Source organism: Streptomyces marokkonensis, assembly GCF_008312835.1.
Lineage (GTDB): Bacteria > Actinomycetota > Actinomycetes > Streptomycetales > Streptomycetaceae > Streptomyces > Streptomyces marokkonensis_A.
The window spans coordinates 19,849-42,032 of the sequence record NZ_VSKS01000027.1 but is presented as its reverse complement, the minus strand read 5'-3'; the positions used below and the strand labels follow the sequence as shown (position 1 = coordinate 42,032).

The window sequence follows — 22,184 nt, the reverse complement described above, 5'->3', positions numbered from 1 at the left end:
CGGGGGCTTCGTTCTGCCCTCTTCGCGTCTTTCGACCGCTCAGCGGCATATGACGATCACCCTGGGTCACCGGGCGGTCCGGCGCACTCCTCCCCCACCTCGTTCTTCCCCGTGCGCGGCACCCTACGGACGCGCCGCCGCCGCAGGTACGATGCCCTCGGTGCGACCTACGGACGCTGCTTCGCGCACCTTGCAACTCCGGTCCGCGGCACAGCGGTTCGACCACAGGGAGCCGACGGGCGAGGGCCGGCCGGCACACCGACGGGGGCACGGTTTGTGGGGGACGTGATGGACTTCGGCACGCAGGGCACGCAGGCCCCGGCCGACCTGGCCTGGCTACGAGGCGTGGACGCCTACACCATGGGCGCCTACCCGCAGGCCGAGGAGGAGTTCCGGGCCGCGGTCCGGATCGATCCCGGGATGGCCGACGGCTGGCTCGGGCTGCACGCGCTGCGCGTCGACACGACGACCGCGCTGCTGCGGATGTTCCGGCACCGGGAGCGCTTCGGCGAACAGCGCAGCAGGCACCGGCGCACCCTCAACTCCTGGTACTGGCTGGGCTGGTGGGTGCAACCGGTGCTGGAGAGCCCCCGCGATCTGCTGCTGGCGCACGCCTCCCACTGGCTGGACGGCCGCCACGTCCCCGAGCTGGACCGGGCGCTCGCCGGGCTGCCCCCGGTGGACACCGATCCGCAGGTCCGCTTTCTGCACGCCTGCCGCGCCTACCTGGTCAAGGACTGGGAGCAGCTGGTCCGGCACACCGACTCACTGGTCGAGGACCCCATGCTCGGCATCGAGGCGGGCCTGTTCGGCGGCATGGCGCGGGTACGGCTGGAGATGTACGGGCAGGCCGAACCACTGCTGTCGGCGGCGCTGATGCGGTGCCGCAGCGAGCAGCCGCAGCGCAAGGAGCTGCGCTACTGGCTGGCGCGCGCCCATGAGGGAACCGGTCGCAGCGCCGCGGCGCTTCCCCTGTACCGGGCCGTGCACCGGGTCGATCCGGCCTTCATGGACACCTCCGCCCGGCTCGCCGCGATCGCCGAGGGCGACGGCTACGACGATGCCGCCGACCTCGCCGCGATCACCCTCGCGGGTGTCGGGCAGGACATGATGGACGGTCCCGACACACTCGATCCGCTCTTCGGCACCGAGGGCCGCGACCTCAGGCTGTCCGACCCCGAGCCGCCGCCGGCTCCGCTGCCGCCGGTCGCCGGACCGGGGGTGCGCGAGCGCGGGGGCAGTCCCGGGTCGCCGCTGCCGACAGGGCCGACCGATCCCGCGTTACTGGAGGAGGCGCTCGCGGAACTGGAGCGCATGGTGGGACTGGAGCCGGTGAAGCGCCAGGTCAAGGCGTTGTCGGCGCAACTGAACATGGCGCGGCTGCGGGCCGGGCAGGGGTTGCCGGTGCAGCCGCCGAAACGGCACTTCGTGTTCTCCGGGCCGTCCGGGACGGGAAAGACCACCGTGGCCCGCATCCTGGGCCGCGTCTTCTACGCCCTCGGACTGCTCGGCGGTGACCACCTGGTGGAGGCCCAGCGGGCCGATCTGGTGGGCGAGTACCTTGGGCAGACCGCGGTGAAGGCCAACGAGCTGATCGACTCCGCCCTCGGCGGGGTGCTGTTCGTGGACGAGGCGTACTCCCTGTCGAACTCCGGCTACGGCAAGGGTGACGCGTACGGGGACGAGGCGCTTCAGGTGCTGCTGAAGCGGGCGGAGGACAACCGCGATCATCTGGTGGTGATCCTCGCCGGGTATCCGGAGGGCATGGACCGGCTGCTCGCCGCCAACCCCGGGCTGTCGTCACGCTTCACCACACGCGTGGACTTCCCCTCGTACCGGCCGCTGGAGCTCACCTCGATCGGTGAGGTGCTGGCCGGGGAGAACGGGGATGTGTGGGACGAGGAGGCGCTGGACGAGCTGCGGTCGATCGCCGGGCACGTGGTGGACCAGGGGTGGATCGACGAGCTGGGGAACGGGCGGTTCCTGCGGACGCTGTACGAGAAGAGCTGTGCGTACCGGGATCTGCGGTTGTCGGTCTATCCGGGGGCGTTGACCCGTGAGGACCTGGCCACGCTGCGGCTGCCGGACCTCATGCAGGCGTACGGGGAGGTGCTGTCGGGGCGGGGACCGTCGGACCCACCGGGGTCATGAGGACCCCGGTGGGTGGAGCTGACGGCGGGTGGGAGGCACGACGGCCCGCGGCTATGCGGGGACCTCCTCGGGGGTGCCGCTCGTGCGCTGTTCCGTCAGGGTGACCTCCCTGTGGGCCGGGTCGCGTACCTCTCCCACCAGCAGTTCCAGGACGTCCTCCAGGGCCACCAGGCCCAGGGCCTTGCCGGAGGGGTCGCAGACCTGGGCCAGGTGGGTCGCGGCGCGGCGCATCACCGTGAGGGCGTCGTCCAGGGGGAGGTCGGGCCGCAGGGTCGTCATGCGCCGCCAGAGCCGCTGGGGGACGGCGCGGTCGAGGTCCTCCAGGTCCAGTACGTCCTTGACGTGGAGGTAGCCCATGAAGGCACCGCCGTCCGCGGCCACCGGGAACCGGGAGTAGCCGGTGCGGGCGGTGAGCTCCACGATCTGTGCCGGGGTGACCGCGGGCGTGACCGTGACCAGCGACTCGCGGCCCAGCAGGACGTCCGTCACCGGGCGGGAGCCCAGCTCCAGGGCGTCCTCGAGGCGCTCGGCCTCCTCGGGGTCGAGGAGGCCCGCCTGCCCGGCGTCCTCCACCAGCCGGTTGAGCTGCTCGCTGGTGAAGACGGCCTCGACCTCGTCCTTCGGCTCGACGCGGAAGAGGCGCAGGACGGCCCGGGCGCAGGCCCCGAGCGCGACGGTGACCGGCTTGCACAGACGGGCGAACCAGACCAGCCCGGGGCTCAGCCACAGCGCGGCCCTCTCCGGGGCCGCCATGGCCAGGTTCTTCGGGACCATCTCGCCGATGACGAGGTGGAAGAAGACCACGACGGCGAGCGCCACGACGTAGCCGAGCGGGTGGATCATGCCGTGCGGCAGGTGCATCCACGCGAAGACCGGTTCCAGCAGATGGGCCACCGTCGGTTCGGCGACCGCGCCCAGGGTCAGCGAGCAGACGGTGATGCCGAACTGGGCGGCCGCCATCATCTGCGGCAGGTGCTCCAGGCCGTACAGCACCTGACGGGCGCGGGCGGTGCCGAGCGGTTCGATCTGGCTGCGGCGGACCGAGACCAGTGCGAACTCGGCGCCGACGAAGAAGCCGTTGGCGAGCACGAGCAGCGCGGCGAAGAGGAGTTGCAGGACGCTCATCCGGCCACCTCCACGAGCGGCAGCGGGGCCGTCCTGACCAGGCGGACGCGTTCGGCGCGGTAGTGGCCGACCCGGCGCACCGACAGCCGCCAGCCGGGCAGTTCCGCGCGGTCGCCGACGGCCGGGATACGGCCGAGCAGGTCGGCGACCAGGCCGGCCACCGTCTCGTACGGGCCCTCGGGCACCTCCAGCCCTATGCGCAGCAGGATGTCGACGCGGACGCCGCCGTCGACGTCCCAGGCCGGGTTGCCGTCCTCCGGCGGGGCGACGGCGAGTTCGGGCACGTCCTGTCCGTCGTGCTCGTCGCGTACCTCGCCGACGATCTCCTCGACGATGTCCTCCAGCGTGACGACGCCGGCCGTTCCGCCGTACTCGTCGACGACGACCGCGATGGGCTGCTCGCTGCGCAGCCGCGTGAGCAGCGGCCGTACGGGCAGGGTCTCGGGGACGAGCAGCGCCGGGCGGGCGATGCGGCCGACGGGGGTGCGCAGCCGGTCGGGCACGGACACCGCGAGGGCGTCCTTGAGATGGACCATGCCGACGATCTCGTCGATGCGCTCCCGGTACACGGGGAAACGGGACAGACCGGTGGCCCGGGTCAGGTTCACCACGTCCTCGGCGGTCGCCGACGCCTGCAGGGCGCTGACCTTCACGCGCGGCGTCATGACGTGCTGCGCGGTCAGGTCGCCCAGGGACAGGGTGCGCACGAAGAGGTCCGCCGTGTCCTGTTCGAGGGCGCCGGCCCGGGCGGAGTGCCGGGCCAGGGACACGAGTTCACCGGGGGTGCGGGCGGACGCCAGTTCCTCGGCGGGCTCGAGGCCCAGGGCCCGCACCAGACGGTTGGCCACGGCGTTCAGCCCGGCGATGACCGGGCGGAACAGACGGGCGAAGGCGTGCTGCGGCCCCGCGACGAAGCGCGCGACCTGCATCGGACGGGACACCGCCCAGTTCTTGGGCACGAGTTCGCCGATCACCATCTGCACGGCCGAGGCCAGCAGCATGCCGACGACGACGGAGACACCGGGGACCGCGCCCCCGGGGACGCCGATGCCGGTGAAGGGGCCGTGCAGCAGTCCGGCGAGCGCCGGCTGGGCCAGCATGCCGACGACCAGGGAGGTGATGGTGATGCCGAGCTGGGTGCCGGAGAGCTGGAAGGACAGTTCCCGGAGGGACTCGACGACGCGGCGGGCGCGCCGGTCGCCGGCCGCGGCCGCCTGTTCGGCGTCCGGGCGTTCGACGGTCACCAGGCCGAACTCCGCGGCCACGAAGAACCCGTTGGCCAGGATCAGCAGGAACGCGGCTGCGAGCAGCAGCAGGGGGGTGGTCATGATGCCGTCTCCTCCGCATGCGCGCGCACCCGGGGATACGGGTCCGCGGTATGTCGGCAGGGGGCGGCGCAGGTACTGCAGGACGATCCGTCCATCGCCGGAGAGGGTCACTCCTCGGGTAGCCGGGGCCCCTGGGCACCGGGCGGGGCGGCAGGGGCGGAGACGCCGTCGCGGCGCCTCCGCCCACCAGATTAATCAAGACATGGGCGACTGCGGCAGGTGAACGTCCCCGGCGCTTGCCGGAGCGGACCCGCGCCCGGGCCCGGAGCGCGCGCCCCTGGAGGCGGCCCGCGTCTCAGTCCCGGGGCGTCCCGTGACCGGGCGTGGAGCGGTCCTCGGCGAGCGCCCGCAGGGCACGCGCGTCGGCGACGGCGCGCTGCCGGGCGATGCCCGGCTGGATGCCGAGAGCGGGCAGGCTGGTGCCGTCGCTGAGGTTGAGGAAGACCCAGGGATCACCCGGGCGGAGGTTCACCTGAAGGATCTCCGCCCACTCCAGGCGACGCCGGCTCACGATGTTGACGACGGTGACGCCCGCCTCGTCGGCGACGACCTTCGGCCGGGCCAGCAGGAACAGTACGCCGGCCAGCAGCGCGGCGGTGAACACGAAGCTGATCCGCTCCCCCGGGTTGAGATGGTCCAGCAGCAGCGCGATGAGGGTGATGACCACGAACAGCGCGACGCCGGCCGTGAGCAGCACCGCCCGGGTGCGGGCCGGGCGGAACGTGACGGGCAGTGCGGGCAGCGTGCCCGGCGTGGAATCGGACATGGTGGTGCTCCGGGCCGGTCAGAGACGGCAGGCGTGGATGGCCGTGGTGAGGATGGCGCGGGCGCCGATGTCGTACAGGTCGTCCATGATCCGCTGCGCGTCCTTGGACGGGACCATCGCGCGGACGGCGACCCAGCCCTCGTTGTGCAGCGGGGACACGGTCGGGGACTCCAGGCCCGGGGTGAGCGCCACGGCCTTCTCCAGCTGCTCGACCCGGCAGTCGTAGTCCATCATCACGTACGTCCGGGCGACCAGGACGCCCTGGAGGCGGCGCAGGAACTGCTGCACCTTGGTCTCGACGGTCTCGTCGGCTCCGGGGGAGGCACCCGTGCGGCGGATGACGACCGCCTCGGACTTCATGATCGGCTCGCCGATGACCTCCAGGCCCGCGTTGCGCAGCGAGGTGCCGGTCTCGACGACGTCGGCGATGACCTCGGCGACGCCCAGCTCGATCGCGGTCTCGACGGCGCCGTCGAGGTGGACGACCGAGGCGTCGATGGCGTGGTCGGCGAGGTGCTTCGCGACGATCCCCTCGTAGGAGGTGGCGACCGTCATGCCGTTGAGGTCGGCGACGCCGTTCGCCGTGCCGGGCTTGGTGGCGAAGCGGAAGGTGGAGCGGGCGAAGCCGAGCGGCAGGATCTCCTCGGCGTCGGCACCGGAGTCGACGAGCAGGTCACGGCCGGTGATGCCGATGTCGAGCTTGCCGGAGGAGACGTAGATCGCGATGTCGCGCGGGCGGAGGTAGAAGAACTCCACCTCGTTCGTCGGGTCGACGATCCGCAGCTCCTTGGACTCGCGGCGCTGCTGGTAGCCGGCCTCATGCAGCATCTCCCCCGCGGGGCCTGACAGGGAACCCTTGTTGGGGACGGCGATGCGCAGCATGAGGTCGGCTTCCTTTGTGTGAAGGGGTGGTGTCGCGAACGTCGGATCTACAGGTGGGCGTAGACGTCGTCGAGGGAGATGCCGCGGGCGACCATCATCACCTGGACGTGGTACAGCAGCTGCGAGATCTCCTCGGCGGCCGCTTCCTTGCCCTCGTACTCGGCGGCCATCCAGACCTCGGCGGCCTCCTCGACGACCTTCTTGCCGATGGCATGGACGCCCTTGTCGACCAGCTCGGCGGTGCGGGAGGTGGCGGGGTCTCCGTGGGCGGCCTTGTGCTGGAGCTCGGTGAAGAGCTCCTCGAACGTCTTCTTGGACATGGTGGTCCTTACCCTACGCGGTGACGGGGCCTGCTCAGCGCCAGGGTTCGGATACCGAGCGCAGGCAGGCCGCGGTCGCCACGGCCGCGGTGACCGCCTCGTGGCCCTTGTCCTCGCTGGAACCGGGCAGACCGGCCCGGTCCAGTGCCTGCTCCTCGTTGTCACAGGTGAGCACGCCGAAGCCGACGGGCACGCCGGTGTCGACCGAGACCTGGGTGAGGCCCTGGGTGACGCCCTGGCACACATAGTCGAAGTGGGGCGTGCCGCCCCGGATGACGACGCCGAGGGCGACGACCGCGTCGTAGCCCCGGCCGGCCAGGACCTTGGCGACGACCGGGAGTTCCCAGCTGCCGGGGACCCGGAGCAGGGTCGGCTCGTCGATGCCGAGGTCGTGCAGGGCGCGCAGGGCGCCGTCCACCAGTCCGTCCATCACCTTCTCGTGCCACTGCGCCGCGATGACGGCGACCCGCAGGTCCCCGACATTGCGTACGGACAGTTCCGGTGCACCCTTGCCGCTCACGTCTCTCCTCGGTGTTCTCTTACTGGTTGCCGCAGACGGGCACGGTCGGCGTGTCCAGCCAGGGCAGGTCGTGGCCCATCCGGTCCCGCTTGGTGCGCAGGTAGCGGAGGTTGTGCTCGCTCGCGGTGACGGGCATCGGCTCGCGCCGGGTGACCTCGATGCCGTGACGCACGAGCGCGTCGGACTTGTCGGGGTTGTTGGTCATCAGGCGGACGCTGCGGACCCCGAGGTCGGCGAGGATCTGCGCGCCGGCCCCGTAGTCGCGGGCGTCGGCGGGCAGCCCGAGTTCGAGGTTGGCGTCGAGGGTGTCCCGGCCGTGCTCTTGGAGCTCGTAGGCGCGCAGCTTGGACATCAGGCCGATGCCGCGTCCCTCGTGTCCGCGCAGGTAGACGGCCACGCCCCGGCCCTCGGCCTGGATGCGGTCCAGGGAGGCGTCGAGCTGGGGGCCGCAGTCGCAGCGCTGGGAGCCGAAGACGTCGCCGGTGAGGCATTCGGAGTGGACGCGGACCAGGACGTCCTCCCCGTCGCCGATGTCGCCGTGGACGAGGGCGACGTGCTCGACGCCGTCGACGGTGGAGCGGTAGCCGTACGCCGTGAAGACGCCGTGGGAGGTGGGCAGCCGGACCTCGGCCTCACGGCGGACGGTGGGTTCGGCGGAGCGGCGGTAGGCGATCAGGTCCTCGATGGAGATGATCGTCAGACCGTGCTTGCGGGCGAACGGGACGAGCTCGGGCAGCCGCAGCATGCGGCCGTCCTCACCGGCGATCTCGACGATGGCACCGGCCGGCCGCAGTCCGGCGAGGCGGGCGAGGTCGACGGCGGCCTCGGTGTGCCCGTTGCGCACGAGCACACCGCCGGAGCGTGCGCGCAGCGGGAAGATGTGGCCGGGGCGGACGAAGTCGGAGGGTCCGGCGGTGCCGGCCGCCAGCAGCCGGAGCGTGGTGGCGCGGTCGGCCGCGGAGATACCGGTGCTCACTCCGTGGGCGGCGGAGGCGTCGACGGAGATGGTGAAGGCGGTCCTCATCGACTCGGTGTTGTCGTCCACCATCTGCGGCAGCCGCAGGCGGTCCAGTTCGTCGCCCTCCATGGGGGCGCAGATCAGACCGCGGCACTCGCTCATCATGAAGGCGACGATCTCCTCGGTCGCCATCTCGGCGGCGATGACGAGGTCCCCCTCGTTCTCGCGGTCCTCGTCGTCGACGACCACGACGGGGCGGCCGGCCGCGATGTCGGCGACGGCCCGCTCGACCGGGTCGAGCCCGAGATCGAAGTCCTCGGTGCTGTACAGGATCGGTGCCGCACTCATGCCGGCGCTCCTTCCAGGGCGGGCCGCGCGTCGCGGGAGCGCAGCCACCAGTCGCGCAGGCCCCAGAGGACCAGTGCGCCGTAGATGACGTAGACGAAGCCGGAGAAGGCGAAGCCGTTGGCGAAGTTCAGGGGGACGCCGACGAGGTCGACGAGCAGCCAGGCGAACCAGAACTCGACCATGCCGCGGGCCTGGGCGTACATGGCGACGATCGTGCCCACGAAGATGTAGGCGTCCGGCCAGGGGTCCCAGGACAGGGACGGATAGAGGGTGAACAGTCCGCCGACGGCGAGGGTACCGACGGCTGCGGCGCCCGCCAGGAGGAGACGCTCCAGGTTCGTCGCGAACCGCACGGCGATGGACCCGTCCTGCGCCTGCCGCCGGCCGCGGTTCCACTGCCAGAAGCCCCAGGAGGCGACCAGCATGACGACGACCTGCTTGCCCGCGCTGCCCGAGAGGTGGGCGGTGGCGAACGCGGCGAAGAGGATGAGCCCGGAGACGAACTGGGCGGGCCAGGTCCAGATGGAGCGGCGCCAGCCGAGCGCGAGGGCGATCAGACCGACCACGTTGCCGATCATGTCCGACCATTTGATGTGCTGGTCGAAGAGGACGAACGCCTCGGAGTTGAGCCAGTTCACCGGGCCGCCCCCTCACCGGTGGCGCGGTCGCCGAGCATCCGCTCGACGTACTTGGAGATGACGTCCACCTCGAGGTTGACCGGGTCGCCGGGCTGCTTGATGCCGAGCGTGGTCAGGGCGAGGGTGGTGGGGATGAGGCTGACGGTGAAGTGGTCGGGCCCGGCGTCGACGACGGTGAGGCTGATGCCGTCGACGGTGATGGAGCCCTTCTCCACGACGTAGCGGGAGAGGTCCGCGGGGAGCGAGATCCTGACGAGCTCCCAGTTCTCCGACGGCTTGCGCTCGAGGACCTCGCCGGTGCCGTCGACGTGGCCCTGCACGATGTGGCCGCCCAGGCGCCCGCCCACGGCCATGGGCCGTTCGAGGTTGACGCGGGAGCCGACGGCGAGGACGCCGAGGCTGGAGCGGTTCAGGGTCTCCGCCATCACGTCGGCGGTGAACTCGTCGCCCTCGTGTTCGACGACCGTGAGGCAGACGCCGTTGACGGCGATGGAGTCCCCGTGCCGGGCGGCCTGGGTGACGACGGGGCCGCGCAGCCGGAAGCGACAGGAGTCGCCGAGGGTTTCGACGGCGGTGATCTCGCCCAGCTCTTCGACGATTCCGGTGAACACTTCCCGGGTCCTCCTGCCTCTTCGGGCACGGACTCCGGGGCTGCCGACGACGACAGAAAGTACGAGCGGGGACACCGGGAGCGACGCCGACGCCGGACATGGCTCGCCCGGACGGCGAACCGGTACGGCGGCGCGCATGGATGCCCGCCCGCCGCGCACTGCCTCCCATCCGGACTTTAACCGTCGGTCCAGGAATTTCACCTGGTCAACCGGTCGCTGGAGGCGACCGGGTCGCGGACTGTAACCGCCGGTTCGGACTTTCACCGACCCCGGAGTGCGCTGCTACTGGTACAGGGCCAGTGTGCCACGACCGGCCACCATGCACGCGAGCGAGGCGTGTGGAGTGGCTCACAGGGGGTGACGCGGGCGCCGCCGGGTGTCGCGCGAGGAGCAACTCGCTCCGCCCCGCACCTTCTTGGCCACCCCGAGATTGGTCCATACCTATTGACGCTTTGGTCTAGTCCTCTTAGGGTCCGAGCCAACTTCCGTGGAGAGGAACCCACTGTGCCGTCCCCCTCACGCCCCGGGGCGAGACCCGCGTTGCTCGCCTCCGCCGCCGCGGTCGCGGGCCTGCTGCTCGCGGCTCTGCCCGCCACCGTGTCGCACGCCGCCAACCAGGAGTCCTGCCGTCCCGACGGCCTGTACAGCACACCAGGTGTCGACGTCCCGTACTGCTCGGTCTACGACTCGGCCGGGCGGGAGAAGATGGGTGCCGACCACCAGCGCCGGGTCATCGGCTACTTCACCGGCTGGCGCACCGGCAAGGACGGGAAGCCCGCCTACCTCGCGTCCGACATCCCGTGGGACAAGGTCACCCACATCAACTACGCGTTCGCGCACATCGACAAGGGCAACAGGATCTCCGTCGGCGCCGACGGCGCCACCAACCCGGCGACGGGGATGACGTGGCCGGGCGTGGCCGGCGCGGAGATGGACCCGGCTCTGCCCTACAAGGGCCACTTCAACCTGCTCACCAAGTTCAAGAAGCAGCACCCGGACGTCAAGACGCTGATCTCGGTGGGCGGTTGGGCCGAGACCGGCGGCTACTTCGACGAGGGCGGAAACCGCGTGAACTCCGGCGGCTTCTACTCGATGGCCACCAACGCCGACGGCTCGGTCAACCAGGCCGGCATCGAGACCTTCGCCGACTCGGCGGTCGACTTCATCCGGTCGTACGGGTTCAACGGCGTCGACATCGACTACGAGTACCCGACGACGATGAAGGACGCGGGCAACCCGCTCGACTGGTCCCTCGCCAACGCCCGCCGGGCCGGGCTGGTCAAGGGGTACGCGGCGCTGATGAAGACGCTGCGCGAGAAGCTGGACCGCGCGGGCGCGGCCGACGGCAGGCACTACCTGCTGACGGTGGCGGCACCCTCGTCCGGCTACCTGCTGCGCGGCATGGAGACCTTCCAGGTCCAGAAGTACCTGGACTACGTCAACATCATGTCGTACGACCTGCACGGCGCCTGGAACGAGTACGTCGGCCCGAACGCCTCCCTGTTCGACGACGGCAAGGACGCCGAGCTGGCCGCCGCGAACGTCTACGGCAGCGCCCAGTACGGAGGCATCGGCTACCTCAACACCGACTGGGCCTACCACTACTTCCGCGGTTCCATGCCGGCCGGCCGGATCAACATCGGCCTGCCGTACTACACCCGCGGCCACAAGAACGTGCAGGGCGGGTCCGACGGCCTGTGGGGCAGGGCCTCCGCGTCCTCCTGTCCGGCGGGCTCCGGCCTGACCAAGTGCGGTGACGGCGCCGTCGGCATCGACAACCTCTGGCACGACCTCGACACCGACGGCAAGGAGTCCCCCGCGGGTTCCAACCCCATGTGGCACGCCAAGAACCTCGAGAAGGGGATCGTCGGCGACTACGTCACCGACTACGGTTTCCCGGCGGACACCGCGCTGACCGGGACCTACGCCCGCAAGTACGACGCGACGCTGGTCGCCCCCTGGTTGTGGAACGCCGAGAAGAAGGTCTTCCTCTCCACCGAGGACGAGCAGTCCGTCGCCGCCAAGGCCGACTACGTGGCGCAGCGCGGCATCGGCGGCACGATGATCTGGGAGCTGGCCGGCGACTACGCCTGGAACGCCGCCAAGGGCCAGTACGAGATGGGCGACACGCTCACCTCCCTGATGTACGACAGGTTCAAGTCGGCCACGCCGTACGGCGCGAGGAAGTCGAACGCGGACCTGCCGGCGGAGGCCGTCGACGTGGACGTGGAGTTCACGGACTTCAAGCTCGGCGACTCCAACTACCCGATCACCCCCAAGCTGCGGATCACGAACCGCACCGGGACCGCGCTGCCGGGCGGCACGGAGTTCCAGTTCGACTACGCGACCGCCGCCCCGGGCAACGCCTCGGACCAGTCCGGCTTCGGCACCAAGGTCGTCAGCAGCGACCACACGGGCAGCAACGTGGGGGGGCTGAAGGGTGACTTCCACCGCGTGTCGCTGAAGCTGCCGGCATGGCAGTCGCTGGCGCCGGGGGCCACCGTCGACCTGTCGTTCAACTACTACCTGCCGGTGTCGACGCCCTCGAACTGGACGGTGACGATCGGCGGCAGGAAGTACGCCCTCGCAGCGGACCTGGCGCGCGGGACGACCGTGGTCGAGCCGGGCACCGGAACGACGCCGACGGACCCGCCCACGACTCCGCCCGGTGAGCCCGGCGACTGCGCGGACCCGGCGTGGAACGCCGCGGCCGCGTACGGCGGGGGCAGCGTGGTGTCCCACGAGGGGCACGTCTGGAAGGCGCAGTGGTGGACGCAGGGCGAGGAGCCCGGGACCACCGGCGAATGGGGAGTGTGGCGGGACCAGGGAGCCTGCTGACCCCCGCACAGAGCCGGCCCGGCGGCGGTGACGACGGCCCTTGCCCGCCGCCGGGCCTCACCACGCGCGGATGCGCTGGGGGCGTCGCCCGGAGAAGCTGGACTTCGTCCGGGGCGGTCCGGCACCGATGTCACATCCGGCGGTGTCCGGTCCGTCCCGGCCGACGCGGGGCGCTCCGCAGGGGAGCGCCGGTGTCCGAAGGGGCTGAAGCGCATGACCACGATCCTGGTGACCGGCGGTACCGGAACGCTCGGCCGGCACGTCACCGAACGTCTGCGGGCGGACGGCCACGAGGTGCGGGTACTCAGCCGGCACGCGCGGCCGTACGCCGTCGATCTGCGCGAGGGCGGGAGCGGGCTGGACGAGGCCGTCACGGGGGCGGACACGGTCGTGCACTGCGCGACGTCACCGCGCGGCGGCGACGAGAAGGCCTCGCGGAACCTGATCGCGGCGGCGCGGCGGGCCGGGGTGGGGCACCTGGTGTACATCTCGATCGTCGGCGTCGACCGGGTGCCGTTCGGCTACTACAAGTCCAAGCTGGCGGTGGAGCGGCTGGTCGAGGAGTCCGGGATCGGCTGGACGGTGCTGCGCACCACCCAGTTCCACGATCTCGTGCTCAGGTTCCTGCAGGGCATGTCCAAGCTGCCCGTCATGCCGCTGCCCGCCCGGGTGAAGGACCAGCCGATCGACGTCACGGAGGTGGCGGACCGCCTGGCCGAGCTGGCCCAGGGCGCGCCGGCGGGCAGGGTCGACGACATGGGCGGCCCGGAGGTACGTACGTTCGACTCGCTGGCCCGCGCGTATCTGAGGGCCGCGGGCCGCCGCCGCGCCGTGGTGAGGATCCCCCTGCGCGGGGCGGCCTACGACGCCTTCCGTGCGGGCGGCCACCTGGCCCCGGACCGGGCGGTCGGCACGGGCACGTTCGACGAGTTCCTGACGAAGCGTTTCGGAGCCGGCGTCACTCACCGGTGACGGACGACGGGTCGAGGGCGCGGAGCCGGGCCGGACCACCGGCGGCGCTCCCGGGCCGCGCCGCGCCGCGACGCGGCCCCGGCACGGCCCCGGGGCCCGTAGCGGTGCCGGGTGCGGGCGTCCGCCCGGTGCGGCCTCACCGGGCCCGCGCCGGGCGAGCCGCCCGACCCCGGCCCGAGTCCGCCGCCGGGGGGACCCGCCGCGGCCGTCGCCGACCCGGCGACCGCCGGCGGAAGCCCTTCGCCCGGTGGCCTCATCGGGGGCCCGCCGGGCCGGTCGGCCCGGGTGGCGGGGTTCGGCGAGCGGCCCGGGGCCGGCGGGGCGGGTGTGACCGCCGGTGGCGCCGCGGGGTGCGTGGAGGTCAGTGTCCGGGTTCGCCGAAGAGTTCGTTCTGGGCCTGGTCGCGTGCCGTCAGGAGCGCTCCGCGCAGCACCGCCCCGCCGCCCAGGGTGCTGGGCCGCACGTCGGCGGGCAGCGGTGACATCGTGGCCAGGCGGCCCCCTACCCGCGCGGCCAGTGCCTCGCCGCCGGCCTGCCCCACCTCACCGCCCAGGACCACGTGTCCGGGGTCCAGCAGCGCGACCACGGACGCGACGCCCACCGCGATCCGGTCGGCGAGGGTGTCGAGGAAGCGTGCCCCGGGCGAGGCGGGCCCGGCCGCCGCGACGGCCGCCCGCACCGCACCCGCCGCCACCGGCTCGACACCGGGCTCCGCGACGATGCCGTACTCCGCGGCCAGGTCCGCGACCGCCGCCGCCCCGACCAGGGAGTGGAAGCCGCCCTCGCAGTCCGTGGCCGAGGGCAGGCCCCGGGTGCCCGGGACCGGGAGGAAGCCGATCTCCCCCGTGCCGCCGGAGGCGCCCCTGCGCAGGGTGCCGTCGAGGATCACGGCCGCGCCGGTGCCGTGACCCAGCCAGAGCAGGACGAAGGTGTCCCGGTCCCGGGCCGCGCCGTCGCGCTGCTCGGCCAGCGCGGCGAGGTTCGTCTCGTTCTCCACGCTGACCCGGGCCTCGGGCAGCCGTTCCTGGAGCGCGGCGACCAGGCGGCGGTGCCACTCGGGCAGGCCCGTGGAGTCCCGCAGTTCGCCGCTCGCGGGGTCGATCAGCCCGGGTGCGCCGATCCCGACCGTGTGCAGCCGGTCGGCGCCCGCCTCCTTCGCCGTCCGCTCGACCAGCGCCACGGCCTGTTCCACCGCGGGCCCCGTTCCCGCGTCTCCGGTGATGGGCAGGGAGGCCTCCGCCAGGACCTCGCCGACGAGGTCGGAGACGGCCACGGCGACACCCTCGGTACGGACGTCCAGCGCGGCGAGGTGCGCCCGGTCCGCGACGATGCCGTACAGCTTGGCGTTGGGGCCGCGGCGCTGCTCCCCCGCCTCGCCGGCCACCGCGATGAGACCGGCTGCGGTGAGTCGTTCGACGAGGTCGGCGACGGTGGGCCGGGACAGACCGGTCAGCTGCTTCAACTGCCCCGCGGTCAACGGGCCTTCCTGCTGGAGCAGGCCCAGCGCGAGCCGGTCGTTGATGGCTCTGGCGGTGCTCGGGGATGCGGCCATGCCGGGATCCTTCCAGATCGGCGGGACCGGTCGGCTCGAGGACCGGCGGTGTGAGGGGGTTCCGGAAACGCTCTTATCTTTCAGGCAGGGTTCCTGATAGTTTACGGCGGCGCAGACGGGAACGGACCACCGGGAGGGGCGGGGCGATGAGTGCAGTGGGGTACGACCAGCGCGACGTGAGGCGGGCGCGGTACGCCGTGGCCGCGGTGTTCGCCGTGCACGGCGCCGTCACCGGCTCGTTCGCCACCCGTGTCCCGTGGATCCAGGACCACGCCGGGGTGAGCGCCGGTCAGCTGGGCCTCGCGCTCGCCTTCCCCGCGCTCGGCGCCTCCGTCGCGATGCCGCTCGCCGGAAGCATCAGCCACCGCTTCGGCGCCCGCTCCGCGCTGCGCGGGCTGATCGCGCTGTGGACGCTCGCGCTGGTCCTTCCGGCGGTCGCCCCGAACCTGCTCACCCTCTGTCTGGCCCTGTTCGTCTACGGCGCCACGGCGGGCATGTCCGACGTGGCGATGAACGCGCTGGGCGTCGAGGTGGAGAACCGTCTCAACAAGTCGATCATGTCCGGCCTGCACGGCATGTGGAGCGCCGGAGCCCTGATCGGCTCGGCGGCCGGCACGCTCGCCGCCCACCTCGGCTCGGACGCCCGGCTGCACCACGCGCTCGCGGCCGCCGTGCTGACGGTGGCGGGTGTGACCGCCTGCGCCTGGGTGCTCGACCTGCAGCCCGCCGAGGACGAGGAGCCGCCGCCGCGGTTCGCGCTGCCGCCCCGCTCCGCCCTGCTCATCGGCGCGATCGGCTTCTGCGCGGTGTTCGCGGAGGGCGCCAGCCTGGACTGGTCCGCGGTCTATCTGCGCGACCAGCTGGAGACCTCGGCCGGTCTCGCGGCGGCCTGCACCACGGGTTTCACGCTCACCATGGCGATCGCCCGGATCGCCGGGGACCACGTGGTGGACCGCTACGGCGCCGTGCGCACGGTCCGCGCGAGCGGTGTCGTCGCCGTGCTCGGCGGATTGCTGATCGTGTTCGCCGAGCACCCCGCGACGGCGATGGGCGGGTTCGCGCTGATGGGTCTGGGCATCGCGGTGGTCGTACCGCTGTGCTTCGCCGCCGCCGGCCGCAGCGGCGCCAACCCGAGCCTGGCCATCGCGGGTGTGGCGACCATCACCTACACCTCGGGACTGATCGCGCCGAGCGCGATCGGACTGCTGGCCCAGGCGACCAGCCTGATGGTGTCCTTCGTCCTGGTGACGGTGTTGTCGTGCGGCATCGCCGGCTTCGCGAGCGTCCTGCGCGCGGGAGACCGCACGAAGGTCACGCGTCCGGACGCAGCAGTTCCCGAGCCGCGTCCCTGAACGTCCCGCTCCAGGGCGCAGGGCGCAGCGTCTCGGCGTCCAACCGCACCAGCACCCGGCTGCCCCGGGCGTAGGTCACCGCTCCGTCCTCCGAGCAGAAGCGGAAGCCGTAGGTGAGTCCGGTCGTGCCCAGCCGGTCCAGCCAGAGGTGGACGGCGTAGGTGCCCGGGCGGGTCACCGGCGCCTCGTAGGTGACGCGCAGTTCCCTGACCGCGTTGCAGGCGTCGCCGGCCGCGGCCCAGTCGCCCTCGAAGCGGACGCCGTTGGCGTTCCACAGCTCGGTCCAGGCCCGCTCGACCAGCAGCGGGTAACGGGCGTTGTGCAGCAGCCCCAGCGCGTCGAGGTCGTCGAAGTGGACGGTCACGGGGATCAGCCGGCCGTACGACAGTGCGGGGGCGGGCGGGGCTTCGGCGGTCACGGGTGGGACTCCTGGGACGTACGGGATGAGTGCCGTCTGCATCGAACAGCGGCGCACCCTCATCCTAAGCAGACGCTCAGCCGGGCCGGCCGCGCCCGGTCAGCTGTACGAAGCACCGCTGCTCAGCCCCCACAATGGTCCGGACACGCTGGACACACGACGAAAGCGACAGCCCATGGATCTCGGCGTCCGCTGGACACTGCACGGCGACGGACGCACCCCGGCCCCCGGCGCGGTGGTCCGCCCCGACGAACGGCTCTCCTGGCCCCGCACGGCCGGCCTCGGGGCCCAGCACGTCGTGGCGATGTTCGGGGCCTCGTTCGTCGCCCCGGTGCTCATGGGTCTGGACCCCAACCTCGCCATCATGATGTCGGGCGTCGCGACCGTCGTCTTCCTGCTGGCCACCCGCGGCCGGGTGCCCAGTTACCTGGGCTGCTCGCTCTCCTTCGTCGGCGTCGCGGCGGTCATCCGGGCCCAGGGCGGTTCGAGCGCCACGGTCACCGGCGCCGTGTTCGTGGTCGGGGCCGCGCTGTTCCTGGTGGGTCTCGCGGTGCGCCGGTTCGGGGCGCGGATCATCCACGCCACGATGCCGCCGATCGTGACCGGCGCGGTGGTGATGCTGATCGGCTTCAACCTGGCGCCGGTGACCGCCGCGACCTACTGGCCGCAGGACCAGTGGACCGCCCTGTTCGTCATGCTCTTCACCGGACTGGCCGTGGTCTGCCTGCGCGGCTTCTGGTCCCGCATCGCGATCTTCCTCGGTCTGGTCTTCGGGTACGCCCTGTCCTGGGCGCTGGACCGGGTCTTCGGGCGGATCCACTCGGCGGACGCGAGCGGCAAGGTCACCGACCACTGGCGCCTCGACCTCTCAGGCGTGGGCCGGGCGGACTGGATCGGCCTGCCGGACCTGCACGGGCCCTCCTTCGAGTGGTCGGCGATCCTGGTCGCCCTGCCGGTGGTCATCGCGCTGATCGCCGAGAACGCGGGGCACGTCAAGGCGGTCGGCGAGATGACCGGCGACAACCTCGACGACAAGCTCGGCACGGCCATCTCCGCCGACGGCGTCGGCTCCATGCTGTCCACCGCGGTCGGCGGCCCGCCGAACACCACCTACTCGGAGAACATCGGCGTGATGGCCGCGACCCGCGTGTACTCCACCGCCGCGTACTGGGCGGCCGCGGGCTTCGCCCTGCTGTTCGGTCTCTGCCCGAAGTTCGGCGCGGTCGTGGCGGCCATTCCGGGCGGGGTGCTGGGCGGGATCACCGTGATCCTGTACGGCATGATCGGTCTGCTCGGCGCCCAGATCTGGCTCAACGCCGGGGTTGATCTGCGTAATCCGCTGAACCTCGTGCCCGCCGCGGCGGGCATCATCATCGGCGTCGGCAACGTCTCGATGGAGTTCACCGACACCTTCTCGCTCAGCGGCATCGCGCTCGGCACGCTGGTGGTCATCACGGGCTACCACGCGCTGCGCGCCTTCGCCCCCGCCCACCTCAAGACGCAGGAGCCGCTGCTCGACGAGGGCACCTCCTCCTACGACACGGACGGCGCCGAGGACGGTCAGCGCGCCAAGTCGTAGGCGTACGACGGGGTGAACGTGCCCGGCGCCCCCTTGCAGCCGTCGGACTCGCCGGGGAGCTTCACCCACAGGTAGCCGTGGATCCCGGCCTCACCGGTGCTGAGCGTCGGGGTCCGGCCGAGTTTGCGGCCGGCCGGGTCGCACCACTCGCCGTCCGCCGGGGCGCCGTTGCCGTTGCGGCTGGTGTCGATCACCGCGCCGAGGTCCGACGGGCCGCCGAGGGCGTCGAGCACGGCACGGTCGTAGGCGATCTCGTCCGCCGTGCCGTGGAAGTTGGAGACGTTGCTGAAGATGCCGTCGGACGAGGCGGCCGAGGCGGCCCCGGCCTGCCGCAGCCAGCCGGCCTGCTTCGTCGGCGCGTTCCAGCCGGAGTGCCCGGCGTCGAAGTAGACCCGGGCCCGGGGGTTGGCCTCCTTGAGTACCCGTCCGGCGCGGGCCAGCGAGGCGAAGCGGTCGGCGCGCCGTCCGGCGGAGAGGCACTCGGACTGGGCGATCGAGTCGGGCTCCAGGATCACGATGACCTCACCGCTGCCGAGGCCGGCGGCGAAGCGGTCGATCCAGGTGTCGTAGGCGCCCAGATCGGGTGCGCCGCCCTGGGAGTGTCCGCCGCAGTCCCGGTCGGGGATCGTGTACGGCACGAGGACCGGCGTCCGGCCCTGCGCGGCGCCGCCGGACGCCACGGCCCGCACCTGGGAGGTGATCGTGTCCGGGGAGTAGTCCGCGAACCACACGGCCGCCGGCTGGTCGGCTATGCGGGACTCTATGACCGCGCGGCGCGGGTCGTCGGGGTTGGCCCGCACCCAGTCCAGGACCCGGCTCTCGGGGTGGCGGTAGAGACGGGTGGACACGGGGGCGGTCTGCCGCTTCTTCTCGGTCCGCGAGGCGGACGGCCTGGGACTGGCCTTCTTCTTCGGACTGGCCTTGGGCGAGGGGGACCCGGTCACCGACGGGGAGGGCGAGGGCACGGCGGGCAGCGGTTCCAGGCGCGGTGACGAGGAGACCTCGGGGCGGGCCTCGTCCGCACCGCCTCCGTCGCCGACCGCCGAGATCATCCCCGTGGCGGTGCCGACCGCGACCACGACGGAGGCCGCCGCGACCATCGTGCCGCGACGGGCGGCACGGCGGCGCTCTGCCCTTCGTGCGGACAGGCGCTGGGCACGCGAGCCTGACACAGTACTGCTCCCCCTCCCCCACGGCGGGCGCGTTCCCCCGTTCCGGGGAAGCGTTGGGCCCGCCGCCACGGCTACCACCCTAAAGGTGCCACCCTGCGCTCATGGCGCAATGCGAACAAGTCCTGACCGCCGTGGACGGGGTCGTCGCCCGTATGCGCGCCCTCGGCGCGGCCCTGCCCGCGCGGGACGGGGTGGCGGTCTTCAACCGTGTCTACCTCGCCGTGACGGAGGCCGTGGACCGGCGCATCGACGCCGGGCGTTTCCCGGACGCCCGGGCGGCGATCGCGCTGGACGTGAGGTTCGCCGAGCGCTATCTGGCCGCGGTCGACGCGGTGTCCGAGGAGCGGCGGCCACCGGCCTGCTGGCGTCCGCTGTTCGCGTTCCGCCGCCACCCGGGGGTACGTCCGTTGCAGTTCGCGCTGGCGGGCATCAACGCGCACATCGGCCACGATCTCGCACTCGCCGTCGTGGACACCTGCCGTACGCTGGCCTGCGAACCCGTCGACCTCGAGGACGAATTCGACCGGGTGGGCGACCTCCTCGTCTCGCTGGAGGAGCGCATCCGCGAGGAACTGGCGCCGGGCCCCGATCTGCTGCGGATCGCCGATCCGCTGACCCATCTGCTCGGCGCGTGGAGCCTGGAGCGCGCCCGGGACGCCGCCTGGACGGCGGCGCGTGCGCTGTGGGCGCTGCGCGGACTGCCCGATGTCGCAGGGGAGTTCACCGAGCGGCTGGACACGGCGGTGGGCTTCGCCGGGCGCATGCTGCTGACCCCGCTGCCGGACTGATCCGGCCGTTCCGGTCCGCGAGCGTCCGGGCGCCGCGATCGGTCCGGGCGAGATCCCGACCGGCCCGCGGGGTTCCACGCGCGACGCCCAGGAGCTCGAGGACGTCGCCGCCGCGGTGTACGAGAAGGCGCGGGCCGCCCGGGGTCCGGGCGGGCTCAGTCCTCGGGCAGTTCGACCGGGGCGATCTCGTCGTAGACGTCGCCCGGGCCCGGGTTGGTCGGGTCGGTCTCGCCGCCGAAGTGGTGCATGACGCCCCAGACCGCGTTCAGCGCGGTCTGGACGGCGCCCTCGGCCCAGCCGGCCGTCCAGGAGATGTCGTCACCGGCGAGGAAGATGCCCCGCTTGTCCTCGGGCAGCCGGTCCTGCATGAAGTGCGTGAACAGGCGTCGCTGGTAACGGTAGTGGCCCGGCAGGTTGGCCTTGAACGCGCCCATGAAGTAGGGCTCGTTCTCCCAGGAGACGGTCACCGGGTTGCCGATGACGTGCTTCCTGATGTCGACCTTGGGGTAGATCTCGCCGAGCGACTTCAGCATGACCTCCATCCGCTCGTTGGCGGACAGCGGCAGCCACTTCAGGCTGTCGTCGCACCAGGTGTACGACAGGCAGATGACGGCGGGCCTGTCGGGGCCCTCGTCGAGCAGGTAGGTGCCGCGGGTCATGCGGTCGGTGAGCGTCATCGACATGACGTCCCGCCCGGTCTCCTCGTCCTTGTCCAGCCAGAACGGCCGGTCCACCGGCACGAAGAGCTTGGAGCTCTCCATGTAGTGGGTGCGCTCGATGGCGGTCCAGTGGTCGATCGGGAAGAGCGAGTCGTCACAGGCGATCTTGGAGAGGAGCATCCAGGACTGCGCGGTGAAGACCGCCGCCCGGTAGGTGCGGATGTCGCCGTCGGCGTCCGTCACCGTGATGTGGTTGCCCGCGGTGCGGTGGAGCCGGGTGACGGCCGGGCGGGGCTCGCCGTTCACGTGCAGGGACTTCAGCGAGGTGCCGTACGGCCAGTGGACGATCTTCTCCGGCTCGCGCTCCCACATCCTGAGCGGCAGTTGCTGGGAGCCGCCGACGATGCCGCGGTGGTGGTCGTCGGCCTCGGTGTAGACGACCCGCAGGATCTCCAGGATGGAGTTGGGGAAGTCGGTGTCCCAGCCGCCGGTGCCGAAACCGACCTGGCCGAAGATCTCGCGGTGCCGGAAGGACCTGAACGCCTCGGAGTCGCAGAGGAACCCGTAGAAGGTCTGGTTGTCGAGCTTCTCGACCAGCCTCGCCCAGATCTCGCGGATGCGCGGGACGTCCCGCTCCCGCAGGGCGCGGTTCATGTCGGAGAAGTCGGCGCCCTCTTCGAGACACTTGGCCCAGGCGTCGGCCACGTCGCGGTAGACCTGGGGCAGGTCGTCGAGGGTCTCGGCGTAGTGCGACTCGCCCTTGAGGTCGACGACGGTCGAGGGCGTGGCCTCGGCGAGGGGGTTGGGGAAGGGACGGGTCTCGAGACCCACCAGGTCGATGTAGTGCTGGAGCGCCGTGGAGGACGGCGGGAAGCGCATCGCGCCCATCTCGGCGGTCAGGGAACCGTCGCAGCCGTCGAAGCCCACGGTGCGCAGCCGTCCGCCGATCCGGTCGGCCTCGTAGACGACCGGCTTCAGGCCCATCTTCATCAGCTCGTACGCGGCGACGATGCCGGACAGGCCACCGCCGATGACCGCGACCTCGGTGCCGTGCTCGGTCGCCGGTATCTGCCCGAGGCCCGCGGGATGGGCGAGGAAGTCGTCGTACGCGTACGGGAAGTCCGGGCCGAACATGGTGATCGGCGGCTGCTGCCCGTCGGTGTGCTCGACGGCGTTGGGCACCGTGGACGTCATGGGGTACGGACTC

The 22,184-nt window shown here is 72.0% G+C and carries 19 protein-coding genes and 1 riboswitch; of the genes, 6 read left to right on the top strand and 13 right to left on the bottom strand.

Annotation, left to right across the window (positions count from 1 at the left end):
- Positions 1-288: 288 nt before the first annotated feature.
- The gene (locus tag F1615_RS32125) at positions 289-2,151 is read left to right on the top strand and encodes an AAA family ATPase (protein WP_149552559.1); all 1,863 of its coding nucleotides are present in this window, start codon (positions 289-291) and stop codon (positions 2,149-2,151) included.
- A gap of 51 nt (positions 2,152-2,202) precedes the next feature.
- Here F1615_RS32125 and F1615_RS32120 read toward each other — a convergent pair whose 3' ends face one another.
- The 9 genes from F1615_RS32120 to F1615_RS32080 all read right to left on the bottom strand — a co-directional run bounded on the left by F1615_RS32120 (position 2,203) and on the right by F1615_RS32080 (position 9,647).
- Positions 2,203-3,276: a hemolysin family protein gene (locus tag F1615_RS32120; RefSeq protein WP_149552558.1), complete on the bottom strand. Its 1,074-nt coding sequence runs from the start codon at positions 3,274-3,276 to the stop codon at positions 2,203-2,205.
- Entirely contained in the window at positions 3,273-4,604 is a 1,332-nt protein-coding gene (locus F1615_RS32115; RefSeq protein WP_149552557.1) for a hemolysin family protein, read from the bottom strand. Before F1615_RS32115 ends, F1615_RS32120 begins: the two co-directional genes overlap by 4 nt.
- A gap of 295 nt (positions 4,605-4,899) precedes the next feature.
- Positions 4,900-5,370, bottom strand: a complete 471-nt coding sequence (locus F1615_RS32110; RefSeq protein ID WP_149552556.1) for a PH domain-containing protein — start codon at positions 5,368-5,370, stop codon at positions 4,900-4,902.
- Positions 5,371-5,388: 18 nt separating this feature from the next.
- Complete coding sequence (gene hisG, locus F1615_RS32105) at positions 5,389-6,252, bottom strand: ATP phosphoribosyltransferase (protein ID WP_149552555.1); 864 nt, start codon at positions 6,250-6,252, stop codon at positions 5,389-5,391.
- Between the two features lie 47 nt (positions 6,253-6,299).
- Entirely contained in the window at positions 6,300-6,572 is a 273-nt protein-coding gene (locus F1615_RS32100) for a phosphoribosyl-ATP diphosphatase (RefSeq protein ID WP_004990764.1), read from the bottom strand.
- A gap of 34 nt (positions 6,573-6,606) precedes the next feature.
- Positions 6,607-7,092, bottom strand: a complete 486-nt coding sequence (gene ribH, locus F1615_RS32095; RefSeq protein ID WP_149552554.1) for a 6,7-dimethyl-8-ribityllumazine synthase — start codon at positions 7,090-7,092, stop codon at positions 6,607-6,609.
- A 19-nt stretch (positions 7,093-7,111) separates the two neighbouring features.
- Positions 7,112-8,398, bottom strand: a complete 1,287-nt coding sequence (locus F1615_RS32090) for a bifunctional 3,4-dihydroxy-2-butanone-4-phosphate synthase/GTP cyclohydrolase II (protein WP_149552553.1) — start codon at positions 8,396-8,398, stop codon at positions 7,112-7,114.
- On the bottom strand, positions 8,395-9,036 hold the full coding sequence (locus F1615_RS32085) for a nicotinamide mononucleotide transporter family protein (protein WP_149552552.1): 642 nt from the start codon (positions 9,034-9,036) through the stop codon (positions 8,395-8,397). Before F1615_RS32085 ends, F1615_RS32090 begins: the two co-directional genes overlap by 4 nt.
- Positions 9,033-9,647: a riboflavin synthase gene (locus F1615_RS32080; protein WP_149552551.1), complete on the bottom strand. Its 615-nt coding sequence runs from the start codon at positions 9,645-9,647 to the stop codon at positions 9,033-9,035. The genes F1615_RS32085 and F1615_RS32080 overlap by 4 nt, the downstream gene beginning before the upstream one ends.
- A 151-nt stretch (positions 9,648-9,798) precedes the next feature.
- Positions 9,799-9,929, bottom strand: a riboswitch (FMN riboswitch).
- Between the two features lie 222 nt (positions 9,930-10,151).
- Here F1615_RS32080 and F1615_RS32075 point away from each other — a divergent pair.
- Together F1615_RS32075 and F1615_RS32070 are read left to right on the top strand one after the other, a co-directional pair.
- Entirely contained in the window at positions 10,152-12,485 is a 2,334-nt protein-coding gene (locus F1615_RS32075) for a chitinase C-terminal domain-containing protein (protein WP_149552550.1), read from the top strand.
- Positions 12,486-12,698: 213 nt separating this feature from the next.
- The gene (locus tag F1615_RS32070; protein WP_149552549.1) at positions 12,699-13,457 is read left to right on the top strand and encodes an SDR family oxidoreductase; all 759 of its coding nucleotides are present in this window, start codon (positions 12,699-12,701) and stop codon (positions 13,455-13,457) included.
- A 361-nt stretch (positions 13,458-13,818) separates the two neighbouring features.
- Here F1615_RS32070 and F1615_RS32065 read toward each other — a convergent pair whose 3' ends face one another.
- The gene (locus F1615_RS32065; protein WP_149552548.1) at positions 13,819-15,009 is read right to left on the bottom strand and encodes an ROK family transcriptional regulator; all 1,191 of its coding nucleotides are present in this window, start codon (positions 15,007-15,009) and stop codon (positions 13,819-13,821) included.
- 146 nt (positions 15,010-15,155) lie between these two features.
- Between F1615_RS32065 and F1615_RS32060 the strand changes: the two genes are divergently transcribed.
- Positions 15,156-16,361 carry an MFS transporter gene (locus F1615_RS32060; protein WP_149552547.1) on the top strand — a complete coding sequence of 402 codons (1,206 nt, stop codon included), beginning with the start codon at positions 15,156-15,158 and terminating at the stop codon, positions 16,359-16,361.
- Here F1615_RS32060 and F1615_RS32055 read toward each other — a convergent pair.
- Complete coding sequence (locus F1615_RS32055; RefSeq protein ID WP_149552546.1) at positions 16,321-16,779, bottom strand: acyl-CoA thioesterase; 459 nt, start codon at positions 16,777-16,779, stop codon at positions 16,321-16,323. The genes F1615_RS32060 and F1615_RS32055 overlap by 41 nt on opposite strands.
- A 175-nt stretch (positions 16,780-16,954) precedes the next feature.
- Between F1615_RS32055 and F1615_RS32050 the strand changes: the two genes are divergently transcribed.
- Positions 16,955-18,358, top strand: a complete 1,404-nt coding sequence (locus F1615_RS32050; protein WP_149552545.1) for a uracil-xanthine permease family protein — start codon at positions 16,955-16,957, stop codon at positions 18,356-18,358.
- On the opposite strand, the gene F1615_RS32045 is transcribed toward F1615_RS32050, so the two are convergent.
- Positions 18,340-19,458: a glycoside hydrolase family 6 protein gene (locus F1615_RS32045; RefSeq protein ID WP_149552598.1), complete on the bottom strand. Its 1,119-nt coding sequence runs from the start codon at positions 19,456-19,458 to the stop codon at positions 18,340-18,342. The two genes, F1615_RS32050 and F1615_RS32045, sit on opposite strands and share 19 nt — an antisense overlap.
- A 173-nt stretch (positions 19,459-19,631) precedes the next feature.
- On the opposite strand from F1615_RS32045, the gene F1615_RS32040 reads away from it, so the two are divergent.
- Positions 19,632-20,318, top strand: coding sequence for a DUF5995 family protein (locus F1615_RS32040; RefSeq protein ID WP_149552544.1), 687 nt, complete (start codon positions 19,632-19,634; stop codon positions 20,316-20,318).
- Between the two features lie 155 nt (positions 20,319-20,473).
- On the opposite strand, the gene F1615_RS32035 is transcribed toward F1615_RS32040, so the two are convergent.
- Positions 20,474-22,171 carry a flavin monoamine oxidase family protein gene (locus tag F1615_RS32035; RefSeq protein ID WP_149552543.1) on the bottom strand — a complete coding sequence of 566 codons (1,698 nt, stop codon included), beginning with the start codon at positions 22,169-22,171 and terminating at the stop codon, positions 20,474-20,476.
- Positions 22,172-22,184 lie beyond the last annotated feature (13 nt).

Bases quoted from the DNA above. Each gene is read 5' to 3' on its own strand.
- F1615_RS32125 (WP_149552559.1), top strand. From the start codon at position 289: ATGGACTTCGGCACGCAGGGCACGCAGGCCCCGGCCGACCTGGCCTGG.
- F1615_RS32120 (WP_149552558.1), bottom strand. From the start codon at position 3,276: ATGAGCGTCCTGCAACTCCTCTTCGCCGCGCTGCTCGTGCTCGCCAAC.
- F1615_RS32115 (WP_149552557.1), bottom strand. From the start codon at position 4,604: ATGACCACCCCCCTGCTGCTGCTCGCAGCCGCGTTCCTGCTGATCCTG.
- F1615_RS32110 (WP_149552556.1), bottom strand. From the start codon at position 5,370: ATGTCCGATTCCACGCCGGGCACGCTGCCCGCACTGCCCGTCACGTTC.
- hisG (WP_149552555.1), bottom strand. From the start codon at position 6,252: ATGCTGCGCATCGCCGTCCCCAACAAGGGTTCCCTGTCAGGCCCCGCG.
- F1615_RS32100 (WP_004990764.1), bottom strand. From the start codon at position 6,572: ATGTCCAAGAAGACGTTCGAGGAGCTCTTCACCGAGCTCCAGCACAAG.
- F1615_RS32090 (WP_149552553.1), bottom strand. From the start codon at position 8,398: ATGAGTGCGGCACCGATCCTGTACAGCACCGAGGACTTCGATCTCGGG.
- F1615_RS32070 (WP_149552549.1), top strand. From the start codon at position 12,699: ATGACCACGATCCTGGTGACCGGCGGTACCGGAACGCTCGGCCGGCAC.
- F1615_RS32065 (WP_149552548.1), bottom strand. From the start codon at position 15,009: ATGGCCGCATCCCCGAGCACCGCCAGAGCCATCAACGACCGGCTCGCG.
- F1615_RS32060 (WP_149552547.1), top strand. From the start codon at position 15,156: ATGAGTGCAGTGGGGTACGACCAGCGCGACGTGAGGCGGGCGCGGTAC.
- F1615_RS32050 (WP_149552545.1), top strand. From the start codon at position 16,955: ATGGATCTCGGCGTCCGCTGGACACTGCACGGCGACGGACGCACCCCG.
- F1615_RS32045 (WP_149552598.1), bottom strand. From the start codon at position 19,458: ATGGTCGCGGCGGCCTCCGTCGTGGTCGCGGTCGGCACCGCCACGGGG.
- F1615_RS32040 (WP_149552544.1), top strand. From the start codon at position 19,632: ATGGCGCAATGCGAACAAGTCCTGACCGCCGTGGACGGGGTCGTCGCC.
- F1615_RS32035 (WP_149552543.1), bottom strand. From the start codon at position 22,171: ATGACGTCCACGGTGCCCAACGCCGTCGAGCACACCGACGGGCAGCAG.